The sequence below is a fragment of the uncultured Aquimarina sp. genome, assembly GCF_947492965.1.
Lineage (GTDB): Bacteria > Bacteroidota > Bacteroidia > Flavobacteriales > Flavobacteriaceae > Aquimarina.
Genome location: NZ_CANLOZ010000001.1, coordinates 314,697 through 332,154, shown reverse-complemented (window position 1 = coordinate 332,154; position 17,458 = coordinate 314,697). Strand labels below are relative to the sequence as shown.

General features: G+C 34.7%; 9 protein-coding genes. 7 read left to right on the top strand and 2 right to left on the bottom strand.

The genetic code is table 11. From position 1 onward, the window contains the following. The first annotated feature begins 4 nt into the window (after window positions 1–4). The 7 genes from Q1B37_RS01450 to Q1B37_RS01420 all read left to right on the top strand — a co-directional run bounded on the left by Q1B37_RS01450 (window position 5) and on the right by Q1B37_RS01420 (window position 6,534). Window positions 5–799 carry a gluconate 5-dehydrogenase gene (locus Q1B37_RS01450; protein ID WP_299894621.1) on the top strand — a complete coding sequence of 265 codons (795 nt, stop codon included), beginning with the start codon at window positions 5–7 and terminating at the stop codon, window positions 797–799. An 87-nt stretch (window positions 800–886) separates the two neighbouring features. Beyond that, entirely contained in the window at window positions 887–2,125 is a 1,239-nt protein-coding gene (locus Q1B37_RS01445) for a DUF4861 domain-containing protein (protein WP_299894618.1), read from the top strand. 1 nt (window position 2,126) lies between these two features. Continuing rightward, window positions 2,127–3,122, top strand: a complete 996-nt coding sequence (locus tag Q1B37_RS01440; RefSeq protein ID WP_299894615.1) for a sugar kinase — start codon at window positions 2,127–2,129, stop codon at window positions 3,120–3,122. Beyond that, the gene (locus Q1B37_RS01435) at window positions 3,123–3,800 is read left to right on the top strand and encodes a bifunctional 4-hydroxy-2-oxoglutarate aldolase/2-dehydro-3-deoxy-phosphogluconate aldolase (protein WP_299604060.1); all 678 of its coding nucleotides are present in this window, start codon (window positions 3,123–3,125) and stop codon (window positions 3,798–3,800) included. Next, on the top strand, window positions 3,797–4,771 hold the full coding sequence (locus Q1B37_RS01430) for a TRAP transporter substrate-binding protein (RefSeq protein WP_366141437.1): 975 nt from the start codon (window positions 3,797–3,799) through the stop codon (window positions 4,769–4,771). The genes Q1B37_RS01435 and Q1B37_RS01430 overlap by 4 nt, the downstream gene beginning before the upstream one ends. Beyond that, window positions 4,768–5,235 carry a TRAP transporter small permease gene (locus Q1B37_RS01425; protein WP_299604064.1) on the top strand — a complete coding sequence of 156 codons (468 nt, stop codon included), beginning with the start codon at window positions 4,768–4,770 and terminating at the stop codon, window positions 5,233–5,235. The genes Q1B37_RS01430 and Q1B37_RS01425 overlap by 4 nt, the downstream gene beginning before the upstream one ends. 3 nt (window positions 5,236–5,238) lie before the next feature. Beyond that, window positions 5,239–6,534, top strand: coding sequence for a TRAP transporter large permease (locus Q1B37_RS01420; RefSeq protein WP_299894613.1), 1,296 nt, complete (start codon window positions 5,239–5,241; stop codon window positions 6,532–6,534). Between the two features lie 156 nt (window positions 6,535–6,690). Here Q1B37_RS01420 and Q1B37_RS01415 read toward each other — a convergent pair whose 3' ends face one another. Both Q1B37_RS01415 and Q1B37_RS01410 read right to left on the bottom strand, forming a co-directional pair. Further along, the gene (locus Q1B37_RS01415) at window positions 6,691–11,361 is read right to left on the bottom strand and encodes a G8 domain-containing protein (RefSeq protein ID WP_299894611.1); all 4,671 of its coding nucleotides are present in this window, start codon (window positions 11,359–11,361) and stop codon (window positions 6,691–6,693) included. Window positions 11,362–12,021: 660 nt separating this feature from the next. Further along, complete coding sequence (locus tag Q1B37_RS01410; RefSeq protein ID WP_299894609.1) at window positions 12,022–16,902, bottom strand: carbohydrate-binding protein; 4,881 nt, start codon at window positions 16,900–16,902, stop codon at window positions 12,022–12,024. Between the last annotated feature and the right edge of the window lie 556 nt (window positions 16,903–17,458).

Here is a 17,458-nt window from a genome sequence, read left to right as displayed (position 1 = left end):
ACCTATGTCATTATCACTATTCGACATCAAAGGTAAAAATGCCTTAATAACCGGAGCTACTCACGGTTTGGGGATGGCCATGGCAAAAGGTCTTGGACTTGCTGGTGCAACTATCATTGTAAATGGAAACTCATCACAAGAAAAAATTGATAATGCGGTAAAAACTTATACCAATTTAGGCATCAAAGCTAAAGGCTATAAGTTCGATGTAACTAATGAGAACGAAGTACAAGACTCGATTACAAAAATTGAAAGTGAAATAGGACCTATTCATATTCTTATTAATAACGCTGGAATTATCAAACGGATCCCTTTGGAAAATATGGAAGTTGATGACTTTAAAGAAGTACTGAATGTAGATCTAGTGAGCCCTTTTATTGTCTCCAAACATGTAGTCAGAGGAATGATACAACGAAAATCTGGAAAGATTATTAATATCTGTTCGATGATGAGCGAATTAGGTCGTAATACTGTTGGTGCATATGCAGCTGCTAAAGGCGGCCTAAAGATGTTAACTCAAAATATGGCAACGGAGTGGGCAAAACACAATATACAAGTTAATGGAATTGGTCCTGGATATTTCGCAACAGAACAAACTGCACCAATCCGAATCGATGGCCATCCTTTTAATGATTTTATTGTAAACAGAACTCCAGCTGCAAAATGGGGAGACCCAAATGATCTTGCTGGTTCAGCAATTTTTCTTGCTTCAAAAGCAAGTGATTTTATCAATGGACATATACTCTATGTAGATGGAGGAATTCTTGCCACAATTGGTAAGCCTTCAAACGAGCAATAATGGAATGAAACCTATTATTAGGTTATCAATAACGGTTATACTTCAAGGTACATTCCATCTAAAAATTAAAACCATAAAAATAGACAGATGAAACATCTCTTTATTATTTCTTTGCTCTTTATCGTTATAAGTTGCAAAGATAATTCCACACCTGAATTACCTGCAAAGTATCTTAATTTTACGAACACTACTGATATTGATCGAATAGATGAAAATATTGTTATTTCTAAAGATCGAATAGTTGCAGTTTTAGATAGTATTCCGACAAACAATGTTACAGTACTGAAGGATTCTACAGGAAAAGTGGTCCCATTTCAACTCGATGATTTAGAAAACGATGGTATTTGGGATGAGATGAGTTTAGTTTTAGATTTTAAACCGAATCAAACTATAAAATTAGCATTGACAACTATCGCTTCAGAAAGCATTCCTTCCTTTAAACCAAAAACAAATATTCGTTTCGGTATAGGAACCAACAAATCAAATGTAAAACAAGTTCTAGCTCAAGAAAGAAAAGGAGATCCCAGAACTAATGATAGTATTTTTTATCAAATGGAAGGACCAGCTTGGGAGAATGATAAAGTAGGTTTTAGGTTCTACTTTGACCCTAGAAATGGCATCGACATTTTTGGTAAAACAACTTCAGAACCTGTTTTAGACAAGGTTGGATTAGGAGAAGGAAACTACCATGAATTAGCTGATTGGGGTATGGATATACTTAAAGTTGGGCAATCATTGGGTGCAGGAGCACTAGCAATCAAATACAAGGATTCTTTATATCGAATTACTGGAGTAGATCACGCCAAATTCCAAGTGATTACGGAAGGTCCCATCCGGTCTATTTTCGAAATGAAATATCAAAACTCAAAGATCGGAGATCAACATATAGATGTGATTCACAGAATTACTATTTGGAAAGGACAGTGGGGATACCAAAGTGATGTCTTTTTTAAAGGTCTAACAGATCAAATGAAACTAGTAAGTGGAATTGTAAATCTAAAACCTAATGAAATGAACACCAAAGTGTACAACAAATACAATGTTATAGAAACCTTTGGTAAGCAATCGGAAAATAAGGACCTATTAGGCATGGCGCTATTAGTTTCTAAAGATGATTTTATTGCTCAGGAGAGAGTCGATGATGGAGGAATGGATATTGTAAACACCTATTATACTGTCCTGCAGGTTTCCAGTCAAAAACCAACCACTTTCTATTTTCTTTCTGGATGGGAAGCATCTGACAAACAATTTAAAACTTCTGAAGGGTTCGAAAAAATGGTTGAGGAAACCAGTTATAAATTATCCAATCCTATAGTAATAAATTAATATGAGCAAACAGGTAGTAACATTTGGAGAAGTACTGATGCGTCTTACTACAGCATCTCATGAACGATTCGAACAATCGAACTCGTACAATATTCATTTTGGTGGTACAGAAGCTAATGTTGCCGTATCTTTAGCCAGATGGGATATATCTACTTACCATATTACTGGATTTCCTAATAATGCTATCGGAAAAACTGCTTGTGCTTATTTAAAAAAATCTGGAATTCATACAGATCATATCAAATTCACTGAAGGTCGAATGGGTTTATACTTCCTTGAACATGGCGTCATGCAGCGATCTTCAAAAATTATTTATGATCGATTTCATTCTTCATTTTCTCAATTAGATCCTTCACTGTTTAACTGGAACGAAATTCTTAAAGATGCAGATTGGTTTCATTGGACAGGAATTACTCCTGCAATTTCTGCTTCTGCTGCACAAATATGTTTAAATGCTATTACCACAGCGAAAGAACTAGGAATTACCATCAGTAGTGATATCAATTATCGTAGAAATCTTTGGCAATATGGAAAATCCCCTTTAGACATTATGCCAGATCTAATAAGTAAAAGTAATGTGATTGTTGGAGGTTTAACAGATTTCAAAAACTGTTTGAACATTTCTGCGGATAACTATGAAGAAGCTTGTAAAAAAATTCAAAAACAATATCCTAACATTCATACTATATCCAATACACACAGAGAAATTATTTCTGCTACTCATAATAAATTATCAGCTGTGCTATGGAACAACAACACACTATACACTTCTCAAACCTATGATATCCAAAGTATTGTAGATAGAATTGGTGGTGGGGATGCGTTTATGGCTGGACTAATTTATGGGTTAATATACAAAGAAAATAGAGAAGCTTTAGAGTTTGCTTTAGCATCATCAGTATTAAAACATGGGATTACTGGTGATGCTAATTTGGTTTCCATAGAGGAAGTTGAACAATTAGTAAATGGTAACAACATTGGGCAATTATTACGATAAATGAAGTATACTAAAGAACATATGGTTTCTATAATGGAAAAAGTGGGCGTCATTCCTGTTTTTAATCATTCTGATATTGAAATTTCTAAAAAAGTATTGGACGCTTCGTATGATGCTGGCATTAGGGTATTCGAATTTACGAATAGAGATACCAAAGCTCTTGATGTATTTTCTGAATTAAAGAAATACGCAACTAAATATGAAGATTTACTTTTAGGTATTGGAACCATATTTAGTAAAGCTCAAGCACAACAATTTATAGATGCTAAAACAGATTTCATTGTCTCACCCGCTTTGATTCCAGAAGTTATGGATTTTTGCAATGAAATAGACTTATTATCCATTCCCGGATGCGCTACCATTACTGAAGTTTATACAGCTCATCAATATGGAGCAAAACTCATCAAAGCTTTTCCCGGTAACGTTTTAGGTTCGGATTTCATAAAAGCAGTAAAATCTGTTTTGCCGCAAATAAAAATAATGCCTACAGGAGGCGTGCAGCCTACATTAGAAAATTTGAAACTATGGTTTGATTCTGGAGTGAGCTGTGTAGGAATGGGATCTCAACTTTTTGATAAAAATGATATCAAAAAACAAAACTTCTCAAAACTTACTGGTGATATCAAACAAGTGATACAGCATATACAATCAATAAAAAATCAAAGTCTATGGAAATGAAGAAATTAATTTTATTTTTTACTGGTTTGGTTTTGTTAATATCATGTTCTACGGAAAAAGAGACCAAAGTTCTCAGGCTAGCTCATACTTTGGACACAAAACATCCAGTACATAGAGCAATGGTTATTTTGGGAGAAAAACTCGAAAAAAAATCCAATGGAAACCTACAAGTTAAGTTATATCCAAGTGGTCAACTTGGTGCTGAAAGAGAATGTCTAGAACTATTACAAATAGGTAGTTTAGACATCACCAAGGTTTCTGCTGCTGTTTTAGAAAATTTTATAACAGAATATAAAGTGTTCAGCATTCCTTATCTATTTAGAGATAGAAAACATGCTTTTGATGTTTTTGATGGTGCTATTGGTGATGAGATGCTCACCAAAGGTGATAAATTTAGACTAAGAGGACTCACATTCTACGATGCTGGTAGCCGAAGTTTTTATACCAAAGAAAAACCCATTAACACTCCTACAGATCTTGAAGGGCTTAAAATAAGAGTCCAGAAAAGTAATATGGCAATTGCTATGGTGAATTCCTTAGGCGGGTCTCCAACTCCAATTTCGTGGGGAGAATTATATACCGCATTACAACAAGGCGTTGTAGATGGAGCAGAAAATAACCTTCCTAGTTTTTACACTTCTAAGCATTATGAAATATGCAAATACTTTAGCTTAGATCAACATACTTCTGTTCCGGATGTGCTATTGATTGGTTTAGATACTTGGGAACGATTATCGGAACAGGAACAAAAATGGCTAAAAGAAGCTGCCAGAGAATCCACTATAGAACAACGAAAATTATGGGCCGCTTCAGAGAAAGAATCTTTAGATGTTATTACTAAATCTGGTGTAGAAATTATTACACCTGATAAAGTCCCGTTTCAAGAAAACACTAAAAGTATTCAAGCTATGTTTAGTGATCACCCAGAAATAGTATCTCTTATACACAATATCAAAAACACAAATCAATGAAAAAGATAATAGATACTCTTTTAGAAAAAGCATTGGTTTTATTATTCTTAATAATGCTATTTAGTGTCATCTGGCAGGTTTTTTCACGGTTTTTATTACAATCACCAAGTACGATCACTGATGAAATTTCTAGTTTTTCACTGATCTGGTTAGGATTGTTAGGAGCTGCATATGCAACAGGGAAACGGCTGCACTTAGCTATAGATTTAATTCCATCTCGCATCATTGCTAAAAAGCAACTATTCTACGACGGGATTATACAAATAGCAGTATTTGTCTTCGGTTTTCTGGTAATGGTAATTGGTGGTGCAAGACTGTGTTGGTTAACTTTTGTATTTGAGCAAAAATCAGCTACCCTAGAGATTCCTTTAGGGATTATATATCTGGTTATTCCACTTAGTGGTTTATTGGTTTGTTATTATTCTTTGGAAATTTTGCTACAAAAAAGAGCTCTTAAAAAATAGTTTATGAATTATACTGAAGTTTTAATCTTAACACTAAGTTTTCTGGTACTACTATCGATTCGAGTTCCTGTAGCCTACGCCATTGGGCTTTCAGGATTATTTACGTTAATAGTGGCAATGCCCTTTATGCCATCGGTTACTACATTAGCACAGCGCATGGCGACATCGCTAGATAGTTTTACACTCTCTGCCATTCCGTTCTTTATATTAGCTGGACAAATTATGAACAGAGGAGGTATTGCGGTAAGGCTTATTAATTTTGCAAAAGCGATTGTAGGACCTTTACCTGGTGGATTAGCCTTTGTAAATATATTTGCATGTATGCTTTTTGGTGCCATTTCTGGTTCTGCGGTAGCAGCAGCTTCTGCTATTGGAGGGTTTATGAATCCAATGATGGAAAAAGAAGGATATGACAAATCTTTTAGTGCTGCGGTGAACATTACAAGTTCTACTACAGGTTTATTAATTCCACCAAGTAATGTATTAATCATATATTCACTTGCCAGTGGTGGAGTTTCTATAGCAGCTTTATTTGTAGCTGGATATGTCCCTGGATTACTCATTGGTTTTTCCCTAATGTTAGTCGCAGGAATTTATTCGGCAATCAAAAAATATCCTACCGAAAAATTAGTCAGTATTTCTACTTTTTTCAAGAGATTTTTAGATGCTTTACCTAGCCTTTTATTATTGGTAGTAGTTATTGGAGGTATCGTAGCTGGTATTTTTACAGCTACCGAAGCATCTGCAATTGCAGTGATCTATACGTTTATTTTAGCATTGGTTTACAAGGAAATTACATTTAAAAGTATTCCTTTGATATTACTAGAAACGATTAAAACCTCATCAATTGTATTATTATTAATTGCTACTTCCATTGCTATGTCTTGGGTAATGTCTTATGAAAATATTCCACAGGAAATTAGTAATGCATTACTTTCTGTTAGTGATAATCCGATTGTTATATTAATCCTTATCAATCTTATTTTATTGTTTGTGGGAGTATTTATGGATATGACTCCAGCAGTACTAATTTTTACACCAATATTTTTACCTATTGTAACCGATTTAGGAATGAATCCTATTCATTTTGGCATTGTCATGATACTAAATCTATGTATTGGGCTATGTACGCCTCCCGTTGGCTCTGTTCTTTTTGTAGGATGTAGTGTTGCAGAATTAAGTATTCAGAAAGTAATTAGGCCTTTAATGCCCTTATTTTTGATTATGATACTTGTTCTGGTAATGATCACCTATATACCAGAATTAAGTCTATGGTTCCCACAAGCATTTGATCTTTAAACCTAATTGTACACTTTTTATAAAGTAACGGACCTCTTAGAGAATTACTAAAAGGTCCGTTATCGTTCTATTCATCTGTTTTACCACTTTATTGTAGCATTTGAGTTTTTTAGATCAATAATTCTAATCATCCATTATTTATCTAAGAAAAACAACCTATTTTTTAGCAACTTTAAAAGTTTTAGTATTTGAACTATTATCAAAATCTATTATTTTAACTAAATATAGCCCAGCAGAAAAAGGTTCCATAGAAATAATATTTTCTCCTTCTGTTAACTCCTTTTTAATTTTAACACCTCCTAATACGTCATATACTGTAACTACTTTCCCAGCTGTATTTCCAGAGATAAATAAGGTGTTCTGAACTGGATTAGGGTAAAGTCTCAACTCCTCATCTTCTATTGGAGTTTTATCTTCTTCTAACACCTCAAAAATCCAATGTTGATTTTGATTACTATTACCGTTAGTCCATAGATAAGTAGCCCTTCCATTAGCTCCTCCAAAATCTCCATCTATTGAGAATCCACTAGAGTTTCGTTTTTCCAAACGATACATATTCCCAGAGATTTTAACCTTTCTCCAGTGCTGATTCTGATTATTATTTTCGCAATTCCATAGGATTATGTTTTGACGTAATGCTCCGTTATTTCCTCCATCCATACATAGATCAGTATTTACTTTTTGGTATGAATAATAGCCATTCCCACGATCAATTTCTATCCATTGCTGGTTTACATTATTTGGATTGGCAGCATATAAAATCACATTATTATTAGGAGCTCCACTATTACCACCATCCAGGGCGAAATTGATAGCATTACGCTTACGTATGTGAACGATAGTATTTCCTTCAATAGGGTTGCCACCGTCATCACATGGTTCATTTGATGTTCCATGGATATAATCAATAAACGTATGTCTAGGAGCAGTTACATCAGTCGGGAAATCCAAACGTATCGCTGTAATTGTTTTTCCCATCCATGTGTTGAAACCACTCATGTCAAAAACCAGATCCTCATACACATTGGTGTCTTTTGGAGTTACTATCACTGAACGTGCTTGTGCAAAATTAGGTTGATCTGTTGTAGTCCAAAATAATTGAAACATACCACTTGCTTCTGATTTAGCTCTAACACGGAATTTAGGTGCTTGATTTCCTTGAAAACTTAACCCATTTTTAATAATGTATGGATCGTTAGAATAATCCGCTCGTAATAACCAATACGTATCATTTGAGGTATTGTGCGCGGCAATATTTTGTCTTGTAAAACCTTCGTCGGTTCCGTTAAAATCGAATTTAAGATTTGATACCACACAACCTGTATCAGGATCGGGATTTGAATCCACGACAGTAATGCTCTTTATAGCAGTTGCTGTAGTTCCACTGTTATCAGTAGCTACCGCTCTTAAAGTATAGCTACCAACCGACAAGTTGAGTAATAAGGGATCTTCAATACCTGCATTTGCTATACCCCATTCGTAAGGAACTACATTTTCCTGACGCACAAATTCATCATTGATATATAATCTAACATTAGCAATAGAACCATCACTATCAGATGCATCAATCACTACACCAAGATTTTCTCCCACGTCAAATGATGTATTCACAGGACTTGTAAAAGTTACTATTGGGGATTGATTTTCTCCTGAAACGTAAATAGTTTTCGTAATGGTAGTGCTTGCACCACTATTATCAGTTGCTACTGCTCTTAAGGTATAATCACCAGTAGACAAGTTCAGTAATAAAGGATCTTCGTTACCTGCATTTGCAGTTCCCCACTCATAAGGAGTTGCATTTTCTTGTCGTACCAAAACGTCATTGATATATAATCTGACATTAGCGATTGTACCATCACTATCTGAAGCATTTACAACCACACCTAAATCCGCTCCTTCATCAAACTGATCACTACTTGGACTTTGAAAACTAACAGATGGTGGATTGTTTTCTACCGGAATATTGCTGTCACAATCAGCATTTTTATTATTATTCCTTACCATACCAACAGGTATACCACAGGATTGTCCAGCCCATCTTGCATAAATCAAAGTACCGACTGGAACGTTATTAAAACTTCTATTACCTACATTATCATTAATCGTTTGGGAATAAGTTTTTCCTCCGTCTAAACTTATTTCTAGGTTCGTACGATTTGGATTGTTAGCAATATGAAAAGTAGCTCTTGCATTACAACCTGATTGATTAGATGTGGTAACGTAGGCATTCATCAAATCAGGTTCCGAATTATAGATATTAAAATTAGGTAAATTACCTGAATTCCATCTAACCATGTACTGAGTATATCTCAGTTCGTTACTTAGTACAAACTTTATATATAAATCACCGTTATTTCTTGTATAAGCTGTAGTGTTAGAATTTCTCACAGCAGCAAGGTTACCACTCTGAGTTATTCCATCCATTCTTATTCCATTCAGGTTTCCAAAACCTTTAAAACGAACGGTTACTTCTCTACCGGCTAACTGATCATTATACATTTTTATTTCCATATTATTGCCAACAAGACTATTGTAGTATATAGATTGCTCGTATTTGTTTTGAGCATCATCAACTGTCAAGTGAAAATTCGAATTAGGACCTACTGCACAAGGGTTCATTTGAATAGATTTAGAGATACCACATCCCTCCTTCTTTCTAGTAATGGTGCTGTTTACATCGTTACCTACCCTCATCGTCACAAAAGATTCTGGAGTACTATGAAGTCCATTCCAGTTATAAGGCTGGTAGGAACCATCAAGTAACATAAAACCGTTTTGACTAAGTAATGTACTTGGTACACCTGTACGTGTTACAGAGCCGTCCAAATCTCTAATAACATTACTCCAAGTTTGCATACAATTAGCAGAATTTGTTGTAGGAGGCCTATGTTGATGAGCAATGTTCACGTTTGCAGTTCCTTGGTGATTATAGGTGATACCGCGCAATAAGTGATTAGAGAATTTAGATCCTGCTCCGTTATTATCAAATATAGAGCTGTCAGATCTATTCCAATTTACCAAATGGGAATCATACATTCTGATCGCACCATCATACAAAAGGTTTAGGGATTTTTGCTGGTTTGAGGAGAAGATGCCATTACCTGTATCAGATATAAGTAATGAATTTTGAACCGTTAATCTGGTAGCTACCATCGTATGAAATCGTGCATCAGATAAGGTCGCATTTTCAAAAATGATATCTTCTAAAACACTACCAATACCAGCATATATATTTAAGTTATTACTAAAGGCCGTAAAATCTCTTACAATAAATGGATTATTGATGCTGAACCCAACATTAGTTCTTAGGCTATGATTATTTGTAAGTGCATCATTAATATCAAATCCTGAAAACGTACTATGGACAGTATTTCCAGAAAATTCACCAAATTCGGTTTGACGTGGTCTTAGATTTGCAAGAGAAGGTAAACTTTCAGATAAGCCTGTGGGTTTATCAGGAAAAGCGAACCAATAGGCCGTACCCTCAGTACCTGCAACGATATTATTAAGAAAGGTGTTGTCGGGATTGGTAATCCAAAAAGCAGAAGGAGAAGCATTTTGGTTCTGAGAAAAATCAAAATCAGAATCTAATAAAGCATCTTGCGACAAAGGTTTTCTAGATAACAACACCAAATTATTTGAAAAAACATTGTTAATCTCTGAACCATCTTCCAAAAAGATTCCATGACCTCTATGGTCATACGCAACATTATTATCCACTAAAGTACCCCAAGTACCATGAACTGTAATTGCTCTGTTGTAACTTTTTCGAATACTACAGTTGCTGATATACTGTCCTGTACCAGACTCCCCTAATAAGTGCCAGTGCCAAGGATATCTAGCTAAAGTTCCTCCTTGTCCCATTCTGAAGAATTCAACATTATCAGCGTTTCCAACAGATCCATTCATAATCATCACATGCGCACCATATCGATTGGCGTCTGTAGTATCATTACCACCTTGTATGGTAATATTTCTACTTAACAATCCTACTTCAACTCTTGTATCCATTGTCCAACTTCTGGATCCATTAGAATACATTTGTAACTCTCCCATTCTAGGGTATTGTAACCCTTGTGCAAATGAAATTGTTCTTCCATTAGCAGAGACCCCAGTTATAGTTCTTTCTTCTGCTTCCTCAGGATTTAATCTGTTAGACGTGATAACTACTGTATCACCTACTTCCCAATCAACCACTTCTGCCAGCGTAATTGACGTAGAACCAACAGGTGTTTGGGTACCTATTTTTACCCAAGACTTTTTTGGATTACCATGTAAATTCATAGTAGCACCACCCATTACCATAATAGCCTTAGAATTCACAGAGGTTCCTGGAATTAATTCATTTCTATTGGTTCCAGTTAAGGTAATAACACCACCTTCTGTACTGATATAGGGTTGATCCTTTGTGCCAATTTCCATTAATGCATTTTGCCCCATTACCATGATATACTTAGTCGTTAAGTTAAACCAGGTTCCCTGAGTTTGATGGTTATAAGCTCTTAAAGTTCCGTTTACTCTAATACTTCTGGCATTACAATTTCCAATTAATGTTAGTGTCATTCCTTCAGGTACTACCACATCATCACCTGAAGTTGGTCGTATACCATTTTGCCAGGTACTATCTTGATTCCATGCTCCAGATTGTATTGGTTGTATCGTGGCTAAATTTAAAGGAGGTAGACAACCATAAGAAGATGTCACCTTTTTGATGGTATTCTTTCTAGGAGTATGAGCAAAAAGATTGCCAATTCCCACGAACAAAAACATCATTATAACAAACGTACAAAAACGTTGTTTTTTTGGTATGTATTTAAGCTTTTTCATTAGTTAGTTTAATTTTAATGGTTAAAAGAATTATATTGTTTTATTTGATAATCTTCATATATGTATATGAGACCATATTTGCATTTTATATTTTGTTTACATTAATAAGTCATAGACAATTAAATCCTATGCAATCATATTGCAGACAACTAATTGAAGCCTGAAAAAATGAAAACATCTAATGTTTAAAATAAAGTGTTAAAGATCCTAGAGGAGAAGGAACATTAAAACAAATACAATTGAACTGTTTTCTTCACGATAAAGAAAATTAATCAGGATCTTAATAAAATGGAAAGACTTGCAAATAAGATCTGTATTAAATAAATTCTATAAAGTGATACAATGTAAATTCATGTTTAAAGAAGAAACGTCTGGAATTTCTTCTATGCTTGAAACTATTTTTTCTTGTTTTAGTAGGTATTATTCGACAAAAGATAATAGAGATACAATTATCATATAATATTACCTCTAATAAATTAGTAAATAATTGGTTGGTTTAAGTCCAAGAGATATTCAATGGATCTTACATTATAAACTTTCACATTTTATTGGTCTATATAAACGTAGTGATATAACATTCCTTGTATAGAAAACCAAACCGCTTTATATGCGATTTGGTTTTTTAATAGAATTATAATCTAAAGGCTACATTCACTTTTACTAATCCGATTTTACAACTTTATATAACATTGGTTCTGCTCTACGATTATTTAGATCAATAATTCGTACCATATATATTCCTTTGGATAATCGACCTAAATCAAGTTCATTCTCGTTTTCCCCCAAAGAAACATTCATTTTTTCTGCTCCAAGCATATCATATACTTTTACAGTTTTAGTAAAATTTGCTTGAGACATACTTAGAATGTTTCTCACTGGATTCGGATATAACACAGGTGTGTCTTGTGTTCCTTCAGGGTTTTTATTATCTAAATATGTAATTACCAATTTTGGAGCTCCAGTTGTTCCATTTTCTTTAGATCCAAAAGCAAAATCATTTCCTCCATTCATTTCTAGTATTAGACTTACTCTATTACTATTAGTCTTAGAAAGTTCTAGTGGCACCGTGATCGTAGAGCCAATGGTATAAGTACCTGTTCTCGATCCTATTGTCTGTGATTTCTTAGTTGGTTTATTCTGATTGGAAAGATTTGCCTCTGTCCAATTACTATATGTACCTTCCTGAATAATAACTCCTCCATTACCAGCATCTCCAAATACTTCAAATTCTAATTCGGCACTTACTATCTCTCCATTAATTCCAGATGTATCAAACATTAAATATCCGGTACGTCTTCCATTTTCTAGTCTCACCATGTTATTATTAAAACGGATACCGTTATCCAAATAGGCATCATGTATTGCAGACAATGTAGTAGTCGTTTCTATTTGGATTGGTTTTGTAACTTCTACTCTATCTACATTAAATAAATAATTACCTCCTCCTGTATATGATAATCGTAATGTTTGAATACCGCTAGATATCGCTATAGAACTGGTGTAGGCTTGATATGAATGCCAATTTGCATTACTTGGAATTTGAATTGTTCCTTTTAATTTATTATTAGTATAAATTTGGATACTACCTCCTTCTGTAGCACTAGAAGCAAAAGCGGTAATCTCATACGTTCCAGAATCGGCTACATCAATCTCATATTCAGTATAGTTCCCATTAAGAATGAACCCAAGATTCTCTCCTCCGCCTGGTGTATTTTCTATTCGTACACTTCCAGATATATCAGTATAATCTTCAGCTTCAAAATTCCCAGGAATAGCGATAGCATTTGGATTTGGATCTGCATTAATATCTAAAGTAAAACTTTTAGAAGCAGTACAACCATTAGCATCAGTATTTGTTACTATATATGTACCTGCTTGGCTTAATTGGACATTAGATAACAATAATCCTCTATCATTATGACTAAAATTATTAGGACCTGTCCAAGACCAACCATTTGATGTAGGTCCAAATTCTTCAGATTGCGGACCAAACCAAACCGTATCACCCACATTTACACTAGCCATATCTACAGATTCCCAGCCCGTATTATTGATATTTACATATGGTATAATATCACATGTTAGATCAATTACAGTAATCGTCTTAATTTCCGTAGTACTTGTACCGTTTGTAGCTATCGCTACTGCTTTTAACTCATAGGTTCCTGCTGCTAAATTTAATAAGGCGGTATCATTAGCACCTGGATTCGCACTTCCCCATTCGTACGGTGCTGCATTTTCTTGTCGTACCAAAACATCATTTAGATAAAGTCTGATGTTAGCAATATTTCCATTGGTAACCCCAACTACAACACCAATATCTTCTCCTGCTAAAAACTGGTCATTTGATGGACTCGTGAAAGTTATCTCTGGAGTATTATTACATGGAGCATTGGAGGCATCGGGTCCATGTATATAATCTATCCAAGTATGTCTAGGCGCAGAAGCATCTGGTGGAAAATCCAAACGAATTTTGGTAATTGTTTTTCCCATCCATGTATTCAGATTACTCATATCAAATACAAGTTCTTCGAATACGTTAGTTGTTTGCGGAGCAACTGTTACTGATCTAGCAGCAACGAAATTAGGTTGATCGGTAGTTGCCCAAAACAGCTGAAAAGTACCAGCAGCTTCAGATTTTGTTCTAATTTTTAACTGCGGCACCTGATTTCCACTGAATTTCAAACCATTCCTAACAATATAAGGATCATTGGAGTTATCTGCTCTAATTAACCAAAATTGATCACTACTTGTATTTGCCGCAGCTGTATTAAATCGTTGAAAACTCTCATCTGTATTACTAAACTCAAAGTTTAAATCAGATGCATTATTTGGGTTTCCACAAGTATCTGTTTCTACAATATCTGGTCTACCATCACCATCATTATCCATTGCAGTTACTCCATCTAGATCATTCGTAGTACATGGTAGGGCTGCCGGTTGGAAACTTCCATTATTATCCCAGTTAAAGAAAATATTAGATCTATCATCACCTCCTAAATTTCTTAGTTTAAGATATACATCACCATTCCCTGCAATAAAATAGGCATTATCTGTAGCATTTTCTACAGCTGCAATAGAATTTAAACGTGGTAGATTAAAATTATGCCCCCTTGCTCTAAAATTACCTAGTTTTCCAAGTCCCTTAAAAACTACAAATCCTAAATCACCAGCATCTCCTCTATTCCAAATGAGATGAATACTTTTATTTGATGGTGCTCTATCCAGATAATATGTATATCTAAAGCCTTCATTGACAATAGTAGGAAACTTATACGTTCCTGAAGATGCATTTCCAGATTCATAGAAACAAACATTTTCTGTTCCAGGTTTCGAACGGACTACCGATATTCGGGTTCCACTGGAATTAATCCCTGCAAGCCATAATCCAGCGAAGAAATAATCAGATCTCGCAGCATTTCTCCAAGAAGGATGTCTGTATTCGTGTCCATCTCTAAGAAATGCTATATCTCTAATTAGTGTTGTATTTGCTTTTCCGGTTAATCCTCCATCATAGTCTTTGAAGAACTGTCCCACTTTTCTGGCGCGAGTATTATCTGTATTTGGTAAAGGAAAAAATCTAAATGGGAACGGTTCTGAAAACCCTTTTGTAGTTCCACGGAACGTAGGGTTAAAATTCTCTGTGGCTCCTCCCCCTGTAATTTGCTTAATCATTTCTGCATTAGATCGATTCCATCCTTCGAAATGACAATCGATATGCCTTCCTGGCCCATCGTAAAACCTAAAGAATTCTCGTACTCCATTGAATACTCCAAGATCTGTATCTACATTAAACAAACTATTTTCTATAGTTAGATCTCCAGCAAGCATAGAAACTGTTTTATTATCACTAAAAGCACAATTATAAAAAACTGTATTCTCATTAGTACCTCCTACTCCCAATCCACTGTATAATGCCTGATCATTTCCGTACATCAGACCATCTTTAATCAATTGTCTAGTGTTTACATCCCATCCAAAATTCTTTTTTAAAGAATGATTAGGGTTTAATCTGTCAAAAACGTCCCAACCAGTCATACAAGTATGCGCTACGAAACCATCAAAACTTCCTAAAGGTTCTTTTGAAGGATTTAAACCCTGATAATAGGCTAAGTTTCCAGAATCAAACATCGGTCTTTCTGGAAAAGCAAACCAAAATCCTGTCCCTTCTGTACCTGCAGCTACATTATTCTCGAAGTAATTATTCGGATTCGTAATCCAATAAGAAGCTGGTGTTCTATTTTGGGGTTCGTTTGCTTCGTTATCTGATGGCGTTAGTTGCTCTCCTGGTTTTGGTCTTCTAGTTACAAAAACAACATTATTCTTTATGGTATTGAATCGTTCAGCGCCATCTTCCAAAAAGATTCCATGCCCTATTTGATCATAGGCAAATATTCCGTCTACAGTTACATAATCGGTACCATGAATGGTTACAGCTCTGTTGAAAGATTTATGTACACTACTATTTCTAAAATAACTGCCTTGAGCCTTATCTTCATTTAAATGCCAATGAAACGGGTATCTTCCTAAAACTCCTTTTTGACCCATTTTATACAATTCTACATTTTCTGCGTGAGCGATAGAATTCTTCATTAGCATAATATGTCCTCCAAATCCAGTTTGCTCATTGTTAGCATCCATTTTACCTTGAATCTTGATATAATGTGTAAGCAAACCAACTTCAGCCTGAATATTTACATTCCAAGTTTTCCCGTCTCGAGCTCTTGTATAGGTTTTAGATCCACCGATATGGGTAAATTGCAGTGGGGATGCTAATGTAAGTGTTCTTCTATTTCCGCTAATGGCAGTAATCCGTGCTTCGTCAACATTGTTCCAAGCTTTCGACTGAGAGCTTGCTAATCCAGTAGCAGTTAATGCAATTTGATCTCCTACTTCCCAGTCTACAGCTTCTTTAAGTGTAATTTGCTGGGCTCCTTGATTAGCTGTAGTTGCAATATTTGTCCAACTCATTCTTTTCTTTCCATGTAATTCTAGACGACCACCACCCATAACCATAATGGCTTTATAAGATGCAGCTGCATTGACTACTTTGGTACCTGTAAGTGTGATCTGACAACTAATTCCATTAGCATTTCTACTAGCATGATAAGGTTGTGCTTCAGTTCCAACTTCCATATAACCGCCATTGGCAACCATAATACTTCGCGCTTCTAGATCGATCCACGCTCCTCCAGCTTGCCAATTAACAGCACTTAATTTCCCTTGTACATTAATGTTTCTTGCTCTACAGGTTCCTACCATAACTAAATCTATACCTGGAGGCACTACAACATCATCATTTGAAGTTGGAGCAACACCATTAGGCCACGTAGATCCTTGATTCCAGAAACCTGATTGTACAGGACTAATAGTCGCTAAGCTAGTTGTTGGTGGAACACACTCATAAGAAGAAGATACTTTCTTGGGTTTAGTATTCGTTGGTGTATTAGCAAAACCATTACTTATTCCCATACATAATAACATCATTATAAGCAAGGTGTATAGGTGCTTATACCTTGTTGTGCGTTTACGATTTTTCATTGTGAGTTTGTGTTAGGTTAATTTTAAAAGGTTCTTTAATAAGAGTATTTCGGTTAATTGAGAGCTTCATTATTAGACTTATATCCTATAGATATACCTCATCACTCGAAAAAACTGAGTAATGATGAACATTTACTTTTGATCATAGAAATACTTTCATACTATTCTTCTTTACATTCTTTTAATGTCTTCAATTACAAATAAATCGATGACATATCTTTTTTTAATCCTTGTTATACACAGGATTTTCAGTACAAATACTGATGCGCTAAAACGAATAAATATTTAAAGATCTAAGGGAAGAAAATATTTAAATATTAAACGAACTAGATTCGTTTATCTATTTAGAGTTATATCAAAAAAAGAAAACTTAAGCCTTCTATGAAAGTTCTTTTTTCTATGAACTTTTTCTTAATAATTACTCTCTTTTTTATTCTAGAAAAGGTCTGGAACTTCTCTAATAAGTATAAAGCTAAACTAATAAATATATTGTCTATTATCTTTATTGAATCTTTCTTTAAAATACCAAAAAACACTGATAATCAATTATTTAATA